The organism is Pedobacter jeongneungensis, assembly GCF_039538295.1.
Taxonomy (GTDB): Bacteria; Bacteroidota; Bacteroidia; order Sphingobacteriales; family Sphingobacteriaceae; genus Pedobacter; species Pedobacter jeongneungensis.
The window spans coordinates 402710-419837 of the sequence record NZ_BAABBY010000001.1; the positions used below are offsets into that span (position 1 = coordinate 402710).

16 protein-coding genes are annotated in these 17128 nt (G+C 39.1%); 7 read left to right on the forward strand and 9 right to left on the reverse strand.

All coding sequences use genetic code 11. The annotated features are described in order from the left end of the window. Positions 1-14: 14 nt before the first annotated feature. From ABD769_RS01710 to ABD769_RS01725, 4 genes are all read left to right on the forward strand, one after another. Positions 15-1094 carry a glycoside hydrolase 5 family protein gene (locus ABD769_RS01710; RefSeq protein WP_344848834.1) on the forward strand — a complete coding sequence of 360 codons (1080 nt, stop codon included), beginning with the start codon at positions 15-17 and terminating at the stop codon, positions 1092-1094. Between the two features lie 213 nt (positions 1095-1307). Beyond that, on the forward strand, positions 1308-3161 hold the full coding sequence (locus ABD769_RS01715; protein ID WP_344848836.1) for a glycoside hydrolase family 2 protein: 1854 nt from the start codon (positions 1308-1310) through the stop codon (positions 3159-3161). A 116-nt stretch (positions 3162-3277) separates the two neighbouring features. Further along, the gene (locus ABD769_RS01720; RefSeq protein WP_344848837.1) at positions 3278-3823 is read left to right on the forward strand and encodes a GNAT family N-acetyltransferase; all 546 of its coding nucleotides are present in this window, start codon (positions 3278-3280) and stop codon (positions 3821-3823) included. A 75-nt stretch (positions 3824-3898) separates the two neighbouring features. After that, on the forward strand, positions 3899-5422 hold the full coding sequence (locus tag ABD769_RS01725) for a glycoside hydrolase family 43 protein (protein ID WP_344848839.1): 1524 nt from the start codon (positions 3899-3901) through the stop codon (positions 5420-5422). Between the two features lie 138 nt (positions 5423-5560). Here ABD769_RS01725 and ABD769_RS01730 read toward each other — a convergent pair whose 3' ends face one another. From ABD769_RS01730 to ABD769_RS01745, 4 genes are all read right to left on the reverse strand, one after another. Continuing rightward, entirely contained in the window at positions 5561-6556 is a 996-nt protein-coding gene (locus tag ABD769_RS01730) for a hypothetical protein (RefSeq protein WP_344848841.1), read from the reverse strand. Positions 6557-6597: 41 nt separating this feature from the next. Then, entirely contained in the window at positions 6598-7041 is a 444-nt protein-coding gene (locus ABD769_RS01735; protein ID WP_344848843.1) for a GNAT family N-acetyltransferase, read from the reverse strand. Between the two features lie 174 nt (positions 7042-7215). Further along, entirely contained in the window at positions 7216-8040 is an 825-nt protein-coding gene (locus ABD769_RS01740) for an MOSC domain-containing protein (protein WP_344848844.1), read from the reverse strand. A 12-nt stretch (positions 8041-8052) separates the two neighbouring features. Next, a complete protein-coding gene (locus tag ABD769_RS01745) occupies positions 8053-10413 on the reverse strand; it encodes a mechanosensitive ion channel family protein (protein WP_344848846.1) in 2361 nt (786 codons plus the stop codon). Between the two features lie 135 nt (positions 10414-10548). Between ABD769_RS01745 and ABD769_RS01750 the strand changes: the two genes are divergently transcribed. After that, positions 10549-10980 (forward strand): hypothetical protein, encoded by a 432-nt coding sequence (locus ABD769_RS01750; RefSeq protein ID WP_344848848.1) that lies wholly within the window; start codon positions 10549-10551, stop codon positions 10978-10980. Between the two features lie 101 nt (positions 10981-11081). On the opposite strand, the gene ABD769_RS01755 is transcribed toward ABD769_RS01750, so the two are convergent. Then, a complete protein-coding gene (locus ABD769_RS01755; RefSeq protein ID WP_344848849.1) occupies positions 11082-12044 on the reverse strand; it encodes a M57 family metalloprotease in 963 nt (320 codons plus the stop codon). Positions 12045-12519: 475 nt separating this feature from the next. Between ABD769_RS01755 and ABD769_RS01760 the strand changes: the two genes are divergently transcribed. Continuing rightward, the gene (locus tag ABD769_RS01760) at positions 12520-13296 is read left to right on the forward strand and encodes a hypothetical protein (RefSeq protein WP_344848851.1); all 777 of its coding nucleotides are present in this window, start codon (positions 12520-12522) and stop codon (positions 13294-13296) included. Positions 13297-13382: 86 nt separating this feature from the next. Beyond that, complete coding sequence (locus tag ABD769_RS01765) at positions 13383-14051, forward strand: hypothetical protein (protein ID WP_344848854.1); 669 nt, start codon at positions 13383-13385, stop codon at positions 14049-14051. Between the two features lie 67 nt (positions 14052-14118). On the opposite strand, the gene ABD769_RS01770 is transcribed toward ABD769_RS01765, so the two are convergent. From ABD769_RS01770 to ABD769_RS01785, 4 genes are all read right to left on the reverse strand, one after another. Beyond that, the gene (locus tag ABD769_RS01770) at positions 14119-14712 is read right to left on the reverse strand and encodes a GIN domain-containing protein (RefSeq protein WP_344848855.1); all 594 of its coding nucleotides are present in this window, start codon (positions 14710-14712) and stop codon (positions 14119-14121) included. Positions 14713-14947: 235 nt separating this feature from the next. Next, positions 14948-15487: a hypothetical protein gene (locus ABD769_RS01775; protein WP_344848857.1), complete on the reverse strand. Its 540-nt coding sequence runs from the start codon at positions 15485-15487 to the stop codon at positions 14948-14950. Positions 15488-15499: 12 nt separating this feature from the next. Next, positions 15500-16234 (reverse strand): hypothetical protein, encoded by a 735-nt coding sequence (locus ABD769_RS01780; RefSeq protein WP_344848859.1) that lies wholly within the window; start codon positions 16232-16234, stop codon positions 15500-15502. A gap of 117 nt (positions 16235-16351) precedes the next feature. Beyond that, complete coding sequence (locus ABD769_RS01785; protein ID WP_344848861.1) at positions 16352-16945, reverse strand: GIN domain-containing protein; 594 nt, start codon at positions 16943-16945, stop codon at positions 16352-16354. Positions 16946-17128: the final 183 nt, after the last annotated feature.

Sequence of the window (17128 nt, forward strand, 5' to 3'; positions counted from 1 at the left end):
CAGATATAACCGATATGAACCTAAAAAACTATGTTTTCCTTGCTGCAATGAGCCTTAGCATCAGCACAGGGTTTGCACAAAAAACAAAGAAAAACCCCGAACCTGCAAAGGTTTGGTCGGTAGAGAAAGCCAATGCCTGGTATAGCGAGCATAAATGGCTAACAGGCGCAAATTATATTCCATCTAACGCCATTAACCAATTGGAAATGTGGCAGGCTGATACTTTTTCGCCCGATCTGATTGATAAAGAACTCGGCTGGGCCGAAGGCATCGGCTTTAATACCCTGCGTGTTTTCCTGTACAGCAAAGCCTGGAGTCAGGATCCTGCAGGTTTTAAAAAACGCATGGATCAGTTTTTAACCATTACGCAAAAACACGGTATAAAACCCATGTTTGTGTTCTTTGACGATTGCTGGAATAAAACTTCGGCAATTGGCAAACAGCCTGAACCCAAAACAGGTATCCATAATTCTGGCTGGTTGCAGGATCCCGGCGATCCGGCTTTTAAAGAAGAAACGAATTTCCCTGAACTGGAAAAATATGTAAAAGATGTGCTTACCCATTTTGCACACGATAAGAGAATTTTACTTTGGGATTTATACAACGAACCCGGAAACAGTGGCAAACTGGAAGCAACTATTCCTTTGTTAAACAAAACCATCAGTTGGGCGCGTGCCGTTAATCCCGATCAGCCGATTTCTATCGGTTTGTGGAGCTGGGGTTTCGAAAAACTGAATGCCATTCAGCTGGCCAATTCAGATATTGTAACTTATCATAACTATGAGGCACCAGATTGGCACCAGAGAACCATCGATTTGTTAAAAGCCAGCGGCAGGCCATTGATTTGTACCGAATACATGGCACGCTCTCGCAACAGCCGTTTCTCTAATATTCTGCCTATGCTTAAAAATGAAAATGTTGGTGCCATTAACTGGGGCTTTGCTGCGGGCAAAACCAATACAAAATATGCCTGGGATACCCCGTTAGCCGATGGATCGGAGCCGATTGAATGGTTCCACGAAATTTTTCAGCCCGACGGAACACCATACCGCCAGGATGAAGTTAACCTGATTAAAAAACTCAACAACAAATAAACATTATTGTCAGATTATAAAGATATCGTCATCTCGACCGGAGCATCGCGTAGTGGAGAGATCTGCCCAGATAGATCTCTCCCTGCCCCAAGCAGGCGGGCATTCCACTGCGTTTCAGTCGAGATGACGACAGTATGTCAATGGTAGCCTGTCGAATGAATGCTGATTTAATAATATTGCCAAACCCAACCTAAACACACAAATTTTAAACCAATGAATAAAAAAGTATCTGTTTTCTTATCGCTGCTGGGGCTCTCACTTTCCCTGTCCGCACAGCAGCCAGACAAATCGTGGAGCATGGTGAAAGGGAAAATTACCTCACCATGGGCGCTGGATGTAAATCCTAAAAATGTATTGCCGGAGTATCCCCGCCCACAGCTTGAACGGACAGGCAACTGGAAAAACCTGAACGGCCTTTGGGATTATGCCATTTCCGGTAAATCACAACGCCCGGCCATTAACCAGGGTAAAATTTTAGTGCCTTTTGCTGTAGAATCTGCACTTTCGGGTGTTGGTAAAACAGTTGGCAAAGATAGCCTGCTTTGGTACAAAACTGTATTTACGGTGCCATCGAATATGAAGGGTAAAGAAATTTTGCTTCATTTTGGTGCGGTAGACTGGAGGACAACAGTAAGCCTTAATGGTAAGGAAGTGGGTAAACACGAAGGCGGTTTCGATCCTTTTAGTTTTAATATCACTCCATTTTTAAATAAAAGCGGTAACCAGACGTTAACTGTAGAAGTTTGGGATCCAACAGATGAAGGTCCTCAGCCAAGAGGCAAACAGGTAAAAAAACCTGAGGGAATCTGGTACACCCCGGTAACCGGAATCTGGCAAACGGTGTGGATTGAAGCCGTAAATAAAACACACATCGATCATATTAAGGTAACGCCTGATATCGATCAGCAATCGTTAGCGGTTACCCCATTTTTAACCGGCGCTGCTTCAGGCGATCAGGTAAAAGTTTCGGCCTGGGATGGTACAACAAAAGTAGCAGAACAAACTGGTGATGGCAGCAATGCGATTACCCTAAAAATTGCCAATCCAAAACTTTGGAGCCCAAAAAGCCCGTTTTTATATGATTTAAAAGTAGAATTGCTTGCCAAAAACAAAAAAGTAGACGAGGTGAAAAGTTATTTCGCCATGCGCAAAAGTTCGGTCGGAAAAGATCAGAATGGCATTCAGCGCATGTTGTTGAACAACGAATTTGTTTTTCAGTATGGTCCGCTTGATCAGGGATGGTGGCCGGATGGTTTATACACCGCGCCAACCGATGCTGCTTTGAAATTTGATGTAGATAAAACCAAAGAAATGGGTTTCAATATGATCAGGAAACACATTAAAGTAGAACCTGCACGTTGGTATTACTATTGCGATAAAGCCGGAATGCTGGTTTGGCAGGATATGCCAAGCGGCGATTTGGGTAACGGCTGGGAAAACCGTCCGGGTATTTTAGACCATGGCTCAGATCAAAACAGAACTGCAGAATCAGAAGGTTATTACAAAAAAGAGTGGAATGCCATTATCGATGCACTTTACAATGTACCATCTATCGTAGTTTGGACACCTTTTAACGAAGCCTGGGGACAGTTTAAAACGGTAGAAATTGCTAAATGGACCAAAGAGAAAGATCCTTCGAGGTTAGTGAATACGGCCAGTGGAGGTAACTTTCATCCGGTGGGCGATATTATCGATCTGCACAACTATCCACATCCGGCAATGCCAAGCCCTGATTATTTTGGCAAAGATTATGCCCTGGTATTGGGTGAGTTTGGTGGTCTTGGCCTCCCGATTGATGGCCATGTATGGCAACAGAAAAATAACTGGGGCTATCAGAGCTTTAAAAACAAAACTGATTTATTTAACAAATATGCCGAGTTTACTAAACGCCTGGAACAATTGATTCCGCTGGGGCTTTCGGCAGGTGTGTACACCCAAACCACTGATGTAGAAGTAGAAACGAACGGTTTGATGACCTACGACAGAAAAGACATCAAATTTTCTGAAATACAAATGAAAGGACTGCACGATAAATTATACCAGATAAACGTACCGGTGCAGAAGTAAAACGAGTTTTATTACTGCAAAATTTTAATAAAGCTGGATCATTTTAATAATGATCCGGCCTTATTTTTTGTTCAGGTTTAATTAAATAACTTTAAGAAAGATTTATCAGATAAACCATGCAGCAACAAAATTTTTCAAAATTCCCGGTTTTAAATACAGAGCGGTTAGTACTTCGCAGGCTGGCTTTAACTGATGCCAACGAAATTTACCAATCGCGCTCAGATGTTACAGTTGCTAAACTAATAGGAAAAGCTCCTTTTACAACTATTGATCAGGCTGTTTCCTATATCAATATGATTGATGGCGTAATCAATAAAAATGAATCCATATTCTGGGCAATTTCTTATCAAAACGCTCCAGCAATGATTGGAACCATCTGCCTGTGGAATTTCGATATACCAAATGCAACTGTAGAACTCGGGTATGAATTGCTTGAGGCGTTTCGGGGCAAAGGGATTATGGCAGAGGCCATGGTTTCGGTTCTTGAATATGCATTTGACGAAATGGGAGTTGAAAAAATAATTGCATGCCCGTCCGGCGATAACCTGCCCTCAGTAAAACTGCTCGAAAAAATGGGATTTGAACTGTCTCAAGATCATTTTTCAACTACACATGAAGGCGTTCCCGGTATGCTTACCTATGTTATTACTGCAGGAAAATAAAGTTTGCATTTTCCTGTAATGGCATGCAGTCTGCAACGATTTAACCAAATTAAACACCAGCTTAAAGGCTATAGCATGATGATAAAAACAAATACCCGTATTCTTTTGCGCTACGTAATGGCAATAACTATTAATCTGCTCCTCATAGCGAATATTTTATATGCACAAACTGTTATAGAACCAGTAATTGCCGGCGATTTTGCCGATCCATCAGTTATTCGCGCTAATAATCAGTATTATGCAGTTGGTACTTCTTCCGAGTGGGCGCCACATTTCCCGGTTTATACTTCAAAGGATTTGTTAAACTGGAAACAATCAGGTTATATTTTTGAGCGTGCACCAGAGTGGACTTCGGGATCGTTTTGGGCACCAGAATATGATTATCACGATAATACCTATTTCATTTATTATACCGCAAGGCGAAAAAAAGATAATGTTTCGTGCATTGGCGTGGCTACCTCAAAATATCCCGACAGGGATTTTGTTGATCAGGGCGTTATTATTGACTATGGAAGGGAAGCAATCGATGCATTTGTTTACCTCGATGGTTCCACGCGTTACATTACCTTTAAAGCTTATGGTTTGGATAAGCGCCCCATTGAGATTTTAGCGTATAAACTTGCTAAAAACGGACTTAAAACAACGGGAGAGCCTTTTTCCTTACTTAAAGACGATCAGCGGATAGGTTTAGAAGGGCAGAGTATCATGAAGAAAGATGGATATTATTATCTTTTTTATTCGGCCGGAAACTGCTGTGGGGCACAATGCGATTATAACGTAAGGGTGGCGCGATCGAAATCATTTGCGGGGCCATACGAGCTTTATGCTGCCAATCCGTTATTAATGGAAAACGAATACTGGAAATGTTCAGGCCACGGCACTTTTGTAAAGGCAGCAAATGGAAAAGATTATTACCTCTACCACGCCTATAACAAAAAGACAAATGTTTTTTCGGGCAGGCAGGGGATGCTTGCGCAATTAAGCTGGCCTGAAAAAAATGGATGGCCCGTGCTTAAAGAACAATCAGGCCCAACGCTTAATCAGGATTTAAAAATAACATTTACCAGCCCTGAAATTGATAAAAGATGGCAATGGGATTTCAGAAACTCAATGCCGGCAATTAAACAGCAAAACGGGCAGCTTCATTTATCCGGAAGTATAAATAAAGATAACCTTAGCGGGATCGCATTAACCGTAAGGCCTGTATCAGCAGTTTTTGAAGCAGCTACAACGGTAACCAATACCAATAGTGCCTTAAAAGGTTTAGTGTATTATGGCGATGCCGGTGCCGCTTTAGGAATAGGGATAATTGGAAACGAAATAGAATTTTGGAAGGTAGAAAATAAGATCAGAACCGTGCTTTCTAAAATAAAAATACCCTTCAATAGTCCGGTAGAACTTAAAATGAAAATTGAGGATGATTTGAGTGTTATGGCTTTTTTTAAGCAGGAAAATCAGGGGTGGCAAAATGTTCCGGTTAATGAAAAAATTACCGTTAATTTCTTACCACAATGGGACAGGAGCCCTCGTATTGGTCTTCTCTTTAAAGGCAGTGTTAATCAGGGTGCTGATTTTTCTGCTTTTGAATTAAAGTATTGATTTGTTGGAGGTTGCATCATAAACAGGATTGCTATGCTGAGCTTGTTGAAGGATCTGCCTTAAAACCGTAAAAGGCGTTTCGACAACGCAACAAATTCCAGAATAATCGGGTATTTATGAAATCAATTAATTCTACCACTAAGCCCTCGCCAGTCTAAACTCATTGTAACACATAATTACATTAAACCCGAGGAAAATGATGGTCTCTGAACTTACTTTCAGTTTATTGATGTCAACCCCCAAAGTTGAGGAAATAAATAAAGTAGCGAAAACCAGAATCGCACTTAAAAAGATGCTGATAAAGGCCGAACGCAATAACATGGTAATCCTGAACAGGTTTGCCTTAAAGAAATATTCCGGACTCCGGATCATCTGCACCAGATTCACCATGATGAAAAATCCGATGAGCAGCACGTAAATGTTCATGTAAGGCGTTGCATTATCCCACGACAGCAGGTTAAAATATCCTTTAGAAACGAAATAAGCAACAATGCCGAGGCAAATGATGATTTTAACAATCATCCAGAATTTTTTACCTGAAAGCAGGAGGTACAATTTTGGGTATTTAAGCCTGTCAATTTGCTCAGCAATTCTCAGTAGCTTTAACGATGGGGGTAAGAAAGGGTTAAACATGCCCAATAGTATAAGCATAATGGTGCTGCTAAACTGAAAAACAGCATCACTCATCAGTCGGTCCATCTTTTCCTGATTCAGTATCGCATCATTTGAATAGGTAAATATCGATAACGAAATCAGCACAATAACCACAAAGTGAAAGATAACGCCGGTATAGCTGCTAAATCCTGGTTTACTTAATTGCTCACCTTCATCATTTTGTTGCTTGTTACCGGATGAAAATTTTGCGGAAAGCGCTTTAAGAGAATCTGCTGTGCCCCTTGCCATTAATGCGATGGCCAGCACAAAAATCCCGATGCCTAAAATTAAACTGGCTATACCTGCCGCTTCGAAACTAAACAGGCCCAGCAAAAATATGATGGCGCCAATAGTAGGAGCAACATGTTTATACTTTATTTTGGTTAAGCCATGCATATTAAGCAGCAGCGTGTAAAACAACCCGAATGCAGCACCTATTGCAATGGCCATGAATAATTTTTCGGTGATACTTCCGGGCATAATTTAGCTTAATAATTTTTTAGAGATCATCATCAAAAAAATCAGGATTTTAATTCCATCGATAATATCGGGAAGGGCTTGCCGGCAGCATCGTACTCACTCCGTTCGATGGTTACAAAACCTAGTTTTTCGTAAAAACCTACCGCCTGATGGTTCTGCTCATTTACATCAACCAAAGTTGCACCATGTTCTATTTTTGCAAAATCGATCAACTTTCTTCCCAATCCTTTTCCACGTGTTTCCGGATGAATAAAAAGCATCTGGATTGATTCACCATTAATGCCAATAAAGCCCATAATATTCCCTTCAACCCTGATGCTGTACAATTTTACCTGATCAAAATATTCAGTTAAAATTAACGAACGGTACGTAATAATATCACTTTCAGAAAGAAAATGGTGTGTTGCCCTAACCGAACTTTCCCACACGGTAATCAGTTTTTCGTACTCCTCTTTGCCCGCCGGTTCAATTATGGCTTCTTTCATTCAATGAATATTTAATTATTATAGTTGCCTGTTTCTACGAATTAAGGCAGTTTTTAGACATTTTGTGTTGATATTTTGATTTTGCATCGTGCCACAAACTTAGCTGATCTCAGTTGGCTAAGTTGCTTATAATAAATTGTTTATTGTTAATTTTTTCTCGCAAAATCAATTCTGTTACCCGTTTTCCATCTTCCAGTTGATTACTTTCAGTTCATCGCCTATACTAATGATTCCCGAGTGCTGGTGCAGTAAATTTTGCCCGAACAGGATTTTTTTGTTGATGGTGCGGTAGCTGGCCAATGTTCTGAGCGGTTCCTGTCCTTTTTCGCCTGTTTGCTGATCAATGGTAATCAGTACACATCTGGCGCAGGGTTTTACGGCAGAAAATAAAGTTCCGCCGATGGAAAAAGTATCAAATTGGTCTTCAATATGTGGTGTTCCGCCCGTAAACACAAAATTAGGCCTGAAACGGTCCATTCTGATTGGCTTTTGAAGTTTTTCATTCAGTCCGTTCAAAGAAGACTGGCCAATAAGCAAACAGGGATAACCATCGGCAAAACTTACCACTTCATCATTTAAAGCATACCTCGGATCAACCATCCGTTTCTCTGCCACAGGCATTTTTACGAGTTTTACCTTAAATTTCAGGAAATCGGAGAACCAGTTGCTTACCTCTGTATTTACTTCAACGCCGGCAGTGGTATCATTCCAGATTACAACGGGAATCTGCGTTCCATTATCTTCCTCCAGATCAAAAGAAATACTTTGGTTGGTTTGGATCTTATGCGAAATAATTAACCGGTTATCACTGATTGATACCGCAAGTAAAGCCAGTTCAAAATATTTTCTTTGGGTAATAAATGTTCCTTCTTCATCAACAAGCATCCATCTCCTGTCGTATTGAAGGCCTTTTTCTTCCAGCCTGGCCTTCTCCAAACTGATCCCTCCCAATGATTTGATGGGATAAATGTGGAGCTCAGAGAGGAAAAAACTGTCCATGTCATCCATCATTTAAAGTATTTCAATCCCTTTCTGTTCAAATGCTTCAAAAATCTGTGCATTAATCATGCTTTTAGTCAGATCGGCCTTCGAAATATCCTTACACCAGAAGTAAATATTGATCTTACTGTTCAGTTTACTCACCGGACTGATCATAATTACCGGTTCTTTGCTGATAAAAACATTGTTGTTTTCGGTGATAATTTCCCTGATCAGGTTTACCACGTCTGTCGTATTAAATGGTTTGGCAACGGATAAAGTAATATTTACCCGCATCTGGTTGTTGCTCAGCGTCCAGTTGATAATGTTGTTTGACAGAATAGCGCCATTTGGAATGATGATTTCGGCACCTTCATCGCTAAGCAGCGTACTCGCCCGGACGCCGATTTCTTTTACACGGCCTTTTTTATCGCTCAGTTCTACAATGTCGCCGATACGAATTGTTTTATCAAAAATAAGGATGATACCCGAAACAAAATTGCTTACAATATTCTGTAAACCAAGTCCGATACCCACACCTAAAGCACCCAATATCACCGTGATTTTATCAATAGGCAAACCTGAGGCCGCAACAGCAATTAAAAAGCCCCCGATTAGTAAAACCAAGCGGGTAACCAGTAATTTCGATCGTTCACCCTTATTATCATCAAAGCTGTCGTCGCCTGTATCGCCAAAGAAATAAGCAATGTATTTTTGTAAGAAATTGGCAATCCAGATAATGCCCAGAAAGAGCACCACCCCGCCAAAAGTAAAAGAGAAACTGCCGATAATTCTTTTTTCATTCAGGATTTCCATCACCGATTCGTACAGGCCGTTAAAAATATTCAGGTTGGTGGTAAAAATCACAAACCAGATAATGGTGGCACCTATACCTGTAAGCCTTTTCAGTCCTGCAATTACCGGTTGCCAGTCAAAATATTCAGGAAAACCCTTGCGGATCCTGCTGCTTTTCATTTGCAATAAAAACGCCTCCACCAGCACTTTTGCCAAAATGGTGAGCGATATCGCATTTAACAGCGAACTTACCCCTGTAGAATAAAAAATCTGTGTAAGGGTAAAACGGCCAAATAAATTGCAAAAAGCGGCTATAATGGCAAATCCCGTGTAAATAAATCCGGTAAAGAGGATCATCCGGTATCTTTTTGTTTTTTCATCCAGCATTTTCCAAACCATAATGCCGTAAGCTACCGAACTCACTGTTAAGAAAAGCAAGAGCCAGCGCTGGTACCTAGGTGGCATGCCTAAAAGACGAAGAAAAACCGGTGCAAGCAGCAGTACCACAAAAATGCACCAGTAGTAAAATAACTTTTTGCCCAGTTTTTTACGGAAAAATACCGTAAGCAGTATGGCGAGTATCACCTGTACAGCTTCTATGTAAAGTGCCGGTGCCCTAAGGTCGAAAATTGGGGCCAGGGTAAAAAGCGTGATAAAAGTAATCAGGTAAGGCTGAGGACTAATCAGCGAAAAACCATCAAGCGTTTCTAATCGGCCACGTTGTTTCACACTTCTGAAATTAAAAAATACCCAGAAGAAAAATACAGCGCAGGTAAATAGTAAAAGCAACCGGCTGCTCCGTGTATAAACAAAATAATAGCCCGATATTTCCTGTTCGCCCTGAATGAACCTGCGGAACCCTACACTTTTATTGGCTGGTTTATTTACCGATTCCCAAAGGTAACGGCGCTCCTTGCCAAAAGCTTTAATGCTTACCGCTTCAAGTTGATTATCAGTAAGGTACATCAATTCCTTAATGTTGATCAGATTGGCCGAAGTTCTAGCCTGAAAATTATTGATTGTTAAGGTCGTATTTTTAAGAAGGCTATCCATCACCACCCGTTTCTTGCCCAGTTCGGTAAACTGATCCTTAAACAAAATGCGCACGGTAGGCGAGGTAAATAATTTAATCAGCACTGTATCTTTCCGCAGGTTCAGGATTTCCGTTTTCAGTGCCCGCAATTCCTTTTCATATTCATCAAGATCAGCTAAACAATCTTTATTATTGCTCCGGAGTTCTTCCAGTAAAGTCTGGTCCATTTGCAGGTTCTGCAGGTTCAAGGTGCGATCGCTTTGCGTTAACCTGCTTTTTAAAAGGGCCAATGCAGCTTCATCTTGTGTTAAATGTGCCCCAATAGGCTTTAATTTCTTAAAAGAAGCTACCGTAACCGGCACTTTGTTCACCGTTTCAAATACTTTTTCCAGATGTGCAAGATAATCGCCTTTTGTTAAGGTAGCAGAGTCGGCAAGAATCGATACATCCTGACCTTTATCTCCCTGGTTCTTTTTCTGAGCAAATGTATTCGCTGAAAAAAAAAGGGTAAAGAAAATTAGAGAAGTATAAATGATGGTTATAGGAAATGGTTTTCTGATAATCATTGATTTGAAAAGTATGGATTAAGTACCTCAATAGAAACTTATTGTTCAAAAATAGGGATTAGAATTGGTTTTATGCATGGTTTACAAGTCGATTACGGCAATTGTAGACCATTAAGCTTAAATGAATCAAAATTAATGCCTTTCTTAACAGATATTAACCGATTTATACTAACATTTACCTGTATTTGCGGTTTAAATACGCTCGTTGCCCTTAAGGATGGTTTCGAATTTTGGAACGATTACGGCAGGTCGGGCTTTATAAGCACATTTGCCTATAATAAAAAAGAGAAAAAAATGCAGCTGGTGAAGATGAAGCAGACAGATTATGAAATAAGCGGCACCTATTCAGGAGAAAACGGCGGGACCTCAGTTGTAGATTTGCTGACCAATAAATATACCGCTCATTTTAGGGTAGTACGTAATAAAAAGATTGTCGAATTACCTGTAATCAATCGTATAATGATTTTCCCTAAAACCTACCTTGAAAATTTTAGTGATGATATTAACTTCGATTATGAAGAAAAATGTGTGGCCCTTTATAATCAGTACCAGGCAGAAAATAAATAGTATTCGAAATCTGAAAGAATAAAGAACCAGGGAATTTATTCCCCGGTTCTTTAATTTTAATCCGGTTAAGAAACCTGATCCGGATTGATCATGTTAACTAATTATTGCTTTCCTAAAAGGTAATAAATTGCTACTTTATCGTTAGCAGTAAAAGCGCCTGGCGCATTGCATGAACGCATCCATGAATTAGCATCAGTTTTTGGCGTTCCAGGGATTAAACTGGCAGTTAATGTTAAATCAGGAATTTTTTTGCCATTCGCATCAAGCAAATATTTGGTTCCTTCCGGATTGGTCAGATAAACAATCGTTGGTTCACCTGTTGATCCGATACCGCAAGATCTTCTGTCCACATAATCTGTATGTCTGAATCCAACGCAATGTCCGAGTTCATGGGCAACCACCGCTGCAAGCTCAGTAGCAGTAAAATCTGTTGCATTGTAATATTGATTATTTAGCGCAAATCCCGGACCAGGCTTACCATCTGCAGTTGGAAATCCGCCTGCCTGTCCTAAAATAATCTGGCCGTTAGCATTTCTGCCACCAAGATCTTTCATGGTAACTACTATATCTGATGTTCCGGTCGAACTTGTCTCCAAAACAAAAGTAGTTTTCAGTTTTAGGTCATTGTATCTCTTAATGGCTATCGTAGTGGCATCCGTTACAAGTTTTTGTAAATTACCACCATCAACCTTAATTTTTATTTGTCCGTTGTTAATATATTTAGCAGCTAAAGTATAACCCGATTTATACTGCTCAGTACTGGGTCCGGTTTTTGCCGTTAGTTGCTCTCTTAGCTCTTTTTGGTGCGTAAGATCTTTGGCAGACATTAAAATATCTCCCTCAACAAGATAAGAATCTCCTATTTTTTCTGCGTCAGTAGTAGAAAATCCAGCTTTCATGATAAGGATTTCTTCTGCCTCCGTTAACTTCGATTGGTTTGGCGCTTTTGTATCAGATAATTCATCACCTCCATTTTTTTTACAAGATGGCAGGGCCATAATCAGAAATACAGCAAATGAGCATATCATCAAACCCAACTGCTTTGTTTTTTTTAAGTTTTTCATTTTTAGTTAAAATAAGTGGTTAAAAAATAGTTAGTTCTCCGCTTGCAGATCGCGACTACAGGCAGATAGTTACCCAGGTGTTTTAACAAAAAAGGATGTGATGAAATTTATTTGAGGAATAATACTCAAAGCTAGGAACATATTAACTACCTCAAAATTCTTTATCAGAATTTTACACGAATCCTGAGTGAAAGGCCTTAATATTTTGCTATGTAGGTATTTTAATACTTTTTTTTACACGAAACTACTATTCTGACTGTTGAGTTGTAATACATTATGAGGTGATAGTAATGTATAATAAGAAAAACCGCGTTCAGTTTAAGATTGAATGGCCTGATCGTATTTGAAGATATTATAACTTTTTTTCAAATTTTCTTGTCCTGATGAAATGAGAAATTTATCCTGTAAAGAAAATTGAATTAACTTTATACTAATACTGCAAAAGTTTTAGCACCTGAATTATTCCGGCAACTTTATGAAAAAACAAAGCAAAATTATTGCCCTTTTAGCATTTGTACTTTTGTTGGCCATTGTATTGGGTTATAAACTTCATTGGCTTAATGCTGATAAATCACCTCAGCAAATAACAGATAGCGTGGCCAATGCCCCTGTACACGTTGCTGCGAAAGAAACGTTGGTAACTATCTCAAAAAAAACAGAAGAACAAAAAGAAACAGGCGGTGCCGAATTTCCGGAAAGCGGTAATACCATTGATGACTTTGTAACCAGCCCCTATATTATTGCGATGGATGCTAAAGGTTTGTTAGATGACGACGATCTGGAAGATGTGGTTCTGGTACTTCAGAACAAAACAGACAGCACTGATCTCAGGCCGGTTTTGGTGTTGTTAAAACAGGCTACGGGTGGCTATCGTTTGTACGCAACCTCTTGGCAGGCTATTGGTGCAGCATATATTAATGGCGATTATCAACAGTATGATAGTGAGGATATTACAATAGATAAAAATAAAACCTTAATCATATCAACTTACGGTAGTGGTCCGGTTGGTAACCGCGAAACCAGATATAGTTTTAAAAACGGTGAACTTGTTCTTACTTACATGGAAACATATAATGCCGGGGCAGGCCAGCAAACCATTGCAAAATATGATGTACTGGCCCGAAAAATAACAGTTGAGGATATTAATACCATGAAAGAAGACATGCCCGCAAAGCTCAGTTACGGAAAACTGCCTCCGCATAAGCCATATCTCTTTAAAGAAGTGGATCCGGTAAGTGTTTTCTCAGAGTAAATATATTGAGAATCAATTTTTTTAATTGTAGCGGCAGGGGTTTATTATTCGTTTATAACTGTAAAATCAAACACCCAACCAAAATAATGAAAAGATTATTACCGATAATGTTATTGCTGATCGTGATTTCAGCATGTAAAAAAGAGAAACAGGGAGATTATTCTGAAACAATTACCAAAGGCGAAAAATGGGGCATTCAGATTGGCAGTACACCAGCTGAGGTATTTGCCCAGTTGCAGCAGGCCGGCAAAACACTTGATTTTCAGAATGTAGCAATTTACGGCCGTAAGCCCTATAGTTCTCCGGAAAAACTTGCCGGGATTCTTCCATTTTACTATGCACTAACGGTGTATAATAATACCGGAACTTTAGATCGCGCTGTATTTTTATTTAGCGGGGATAAAGTACAACAAATTGCAACAGGTGGCGGACTTACCTCTGATGTTACGAAATGGCCAGATGGAGCTGCTGATGATACGGCAATTAAAATAGATGATCCTGTTAATGAAATGGGGGCAAAACTGCTGAAAATTCATCAATTGCCGGCCTATGCTGCTTATGGATTTGTGCTTTCTGACAAACCTTTAAACAAAGCGTATGATCCTGATCTGAATAATTATACTGACTGGCAGTTTGTATTTTCTGATTTTATAAGTTCGAACGTAATCGGATCATCAACTGTAAAATTACATTTTAGCGCAGGCAGGTTAGAGCGAATGGACCACGATTACCGGGAAGGGCAAATTTTTAATTAAATGAATTAAATTAAAAAAAAGGCGGCAAAATTATATTTTGCCGCCCTTTTATATATATGCTGATGACTTATTTAGCCAGTGATGCAATTTGAAGTGTTTGCTGATTGTTCATTTCGGTTTTTAAAGCTGCAAAGCGATCGAAATTTAACTTTTGTGTTTTTCCCATTACCAGAATGTGGTTTTGAGTAGCGCCTTTCAGTTTTAAATCGGCTTTACCTTCAATCACAGTATATAAACTCTCTGTTTTCGAGTTGATTTCGGCAACAGCGTTTTCTTTTAAGAATAACTGAAGATATTTGGTGTCTAATTTACCTTCTGTTTTTACCACTGCATTTTCAGAAGCCTGTACCCTGTAAATGTTTTTTACATAAACAGTAATTTTCGCAACATCTGTACTTGCAGAAGTAATTTTTAGCGCATCCCCATCCTGAATCACTTTAACACTTCCGGCATTGTCGTCATTATAACTTACGCCTTCTTTTTGGCACTGCACCAGTGTAACTTCTACATTTCCGCTTACAACAACTTTACTGAAGTTGTGTGGAGCCGAAACTTTGACTGGTTGTTTTTCATCAGCCATTACGCTGGTGGTAAAAATAGATGATGTTAAAACGATTGCTGCTAAAAGCGATTTTGTCAGGGTTTTGATTGAGGTTTTCATAATGCTGTTTTTTATATTTTTAAATAATATTTTGTTTCTGTTTTTGTAGATAAGACGCCGTTAAGGGCAAAACGTTGCACCAGAAAACAGGGTATTATACCAACACAGCGTATTCGTCGACGAACGCCCTATATCAACAGGTGAAAAGATGAAATTATTTTTCCGGAGATTGTAATTATTGGCTGAATGCCTGAACTACAGTAAGCATTAGAATGATGCCCGGGGGGAAGATTTATTAACGGTTGATTTCCAGCACGTAAAAATTCATCGTCATTTTATTTTTTGGCCTGTAGGTAGAATCGTCCGATTTGACTTTCTTCAGGAACTCCTCTTTATCATATGCTGCTACCAATTTATTCAGCGAATCTTTAACCTGGATTTTAAAGTCATTTGGGAAATAGGTACTGTCGCCCACCTCTACAGGTAGCATGTGTTGCGAGGAATGGTATGGACCTGTAGTTAAATTTAAGGTATCACTTACTTTTTTAATTTTATTTTCCTTTTTATATGCATAAGAAATAATTATGCTGCGACTGGATTGGGAGCGGTTTTTCACATCTAACCATTTATACCGTGCCGCTTCCTCAGCATTTCTTTCCCGGGGATCGGTTGAAGTAAGAAAAAGGATGGTAGCAATGGCAACAAAGAGAACAATTATGCCTGCCAACAACCCGACGGTGCCAATAATTTTAACTTTTAAAGACTTTTTTCTAAAAAATAAAAGGTTTGCAAGCAGCAATATGGCGAAAATGCAAAAAAGGAAAAAAATAGTCATAATGTTGCGTTTTTAACGGTCAAATGTTATTAGCTTGTCGTTTGGTAAGTCATATTCATACAGTTTATCTGCCTCATTGTCGAAATACAGCCATTGTATAGTATTTATGCGATGTTCTGCACTTGAAGCAATACCGATCAGCACATATTCCTTATTGTTACGGGTTTGTTTTTCAATGGAATAATTTATTTCTTCCTTATTTTTTACCAGTTGTTGTAAAAGTTCATTTTTCGAGTTGGCTACGTAATATTCAACCATTGTATAAAGTTGATCCAGGTATGGTTTTGAATAATTTTCTTCTTGTGGCCAATGGTATTTTAGTGGTTTGCGGTATGCTTTTCTGAATTTTGAAACGTTTCCATCTTTCAGCTTTGCTACAGAAACAAGCTTATCTGCCTTTTGTGACGTATCGCCATCGCCTGCAATATAAATGGTGTCGGTAGTCCATGTAACAGCTATAGTATCACCTTTTAACAAGCTTCTGTCGTCGCTACCATCATTAACAAATGAAAATTTTTTATCCTTTCTGCGGGCTGTAAGTAAAAAATAATCTCCGTCATCATTGTAGCCCACAAATTCCATGGTATCCGTTTTATGAGGATTATTTTCAACTGTCTTTTTTACTTCGATTGTTTTTTTGTTTGTGTCTGCAACCGTAAGCTTATTCTTTTTCTTTGAATCAGCATGACACGAAATTATGGTGCAGATCACTAAAATCTTCCATACGTTGCTCAGTTGAACCTTCATTTGTTGAGTAGCATTATTTTTTAGGATGAACCGTAAATATATGTTTTGTAGCTGAAAAATTTGAGCAAAAAAAAAGCGACAAATCAATTGTCGCTTTGTATGATTATTTGTGTTTAATTATTTGCTTAATGAAGCAGTTTGGATAGTGGCTGGCGAAGTCATTTCTGTTTTTGAAGCCGCAAATTTATCCAGGTTTAATTTTGGTGTGCTGCCCATTACTACGTTATGGTTTTGTGTAGCTCCGCTTAATTTTAGATCAGCATAACCTTCCATAACAGTATATAAACTTTCTGTTTTCGAGTTGATTTTGGCAACAGCATTTCCGGTTAAGAATACCTGAAGATATTTAACATCAAGTTTACCTTCTGTTTTTACGCTGGCATCATCAGAAGCCTGTACCCTGTAAATGTTTTTCATATATACCGTAATTTTTGCCGGACTGTTATCAGTCGAAGTAATTTTTAGTGCCGATCCATCCTGGATTACTTTTACATTTCCGGTATTTTCATCGGCATAGCTTACACCTTCGGTACCATTCTGGATCAGCGTAACTTCTACCTTTCCGCTTACTACTACTTTATCGAAGTTTTTTGGTGCCGACATTTTTACGGGTTGTTTTTCGCCAGCCATTACACTGGTACTGAAGATCGAAGCGCTTAATACTAAAGCTGCCATTAAAGATTTTGCTGAGGTTGAGAATAAAGTTTTCATAATGCTTTTATTTATATTTTTAATTAATAATTTGTGATTGTTTGATATTGAGACGCAAGGAATTGGGAAACGTTTCAGCCGGTTTAGCCGTATTATACCAACGCTGCTATATTCTCGACGAACGGGTGTTAAAATCGGGCGAAAAAGATTGCATCTGGCGTTATTTATCTTGTTACAGGTTTC

Bases quoted from the DNA above. Each gene is read 5' to 3' on its own strand.
- ABD769_RS01710 (WP_344848834.1), top strand. From the start codon at position 15: ATGAACCTAAAAAACTATGTTTTCCTTGCTGCAATGAGCCTTAGCATC.
- ABD769_RS01715 (WP_344848836.1), top strand. From the start codon at position 1,308: ATGAATAAAAAAGTATCTGTTTTCTTATCGCTGCTGGGGCTCTCACTT.
- ABD769_RS01720 (WP_344848837.1), top strand. From the start codon at position 3,278: ATGCAGCAACAAAATTTTTCAAAATTCCCGGTTTTAAATACAGAGCGG.
- ABD769_RS01725 (WP_344848839.1), top strand. From the start codon at position 3,899: ATGATGATAAAAACAAATACCCGTATTCTTTTGCGCTACGTAATGGCA.
- ABD769_RS01730 (WP_344848841.1), bottom strand. From the start codon at position 6,556: ATGCCCGGAAGTATCACCGAAAAATTATTCATGGCCATTGCAATAGGT.
- ABD769_RS01735 (WP_344848843.1), bottom strand. From the start codon at position 7,041: ATGAAAGAAGCCATAATTGAACCGGCGGGCAAAGAGGAGTACGAAAAA.
- ABD769_RS01740 (WP_344848844.1), bottom strand. From the start codon at position 8,040: ATGGACAGTTTTTTCCTCTCTGAGCTCCACATTTATCCCATCAAATCA.
- ABD769_RS01745 (WP_344848846.1), bottom strand. From the start codon at position 10,413: ATGATTATCAGAAAACCATTTCCTATAACCATCATTTATACTTCTCTA.
- ABD769_RS01750 (WP_344848848.1), top strand. From the start codon at position 10,549: ATGCCTTTCTTAACAGATATTAACCGATTTATACTAACATTTACCTGT.
- ABD769_RS01755 (WP_344848849.1), bottom strand. From the start codon at position 12,044: ATGAAAAACTTAAAAAAAACAAAGCAGTTGGGTTTGATGATATGCTCA.
- ABD769_RS01760 (WP_344848851.1), top strand. From the start codon at position 12,520: ATGAAAAAACAAAGCAAAATTATTGCCCTTTTAGCATTTGTACTTTTG.
- ABD769_RS01765 (WP_344848854.1), top strand. From the start codon at position 13,383: ATGAAAAGATTATTACCGATAATGTTATTGCTGATCGTGATTTCAGCA.
- ABD769_RS01770 (WP_344848855.1), bottom strand. From the start codon at position 14,712: ATGAAAACCTCAATCAAAACCCTGACAAAATCGCTTTTAGCAGCAATC.
- ABD769_RS01775 (WP_344848857.1), bottom strand. From the start codon at position 15,487: ATGACTATTTTTTTCCTTTTTTGCATTTTCGCCATATTGCTGCTTGCA.
- ABD769_RS01780 (WP_344848859.1), bottom strand. From the start codon at position 16,234: ATGAAGGTTCAACTGAGCAACGTATGGAAGATTTTAGTGATCTGCACC.
- ABD769_RS01785 (WP_344848861.1), bottom strand. From the start codon at position 16,945: ATGAAAACTTTATTCTCAACCTCAGCAAAATCTTTAATGGCAGCTTTA.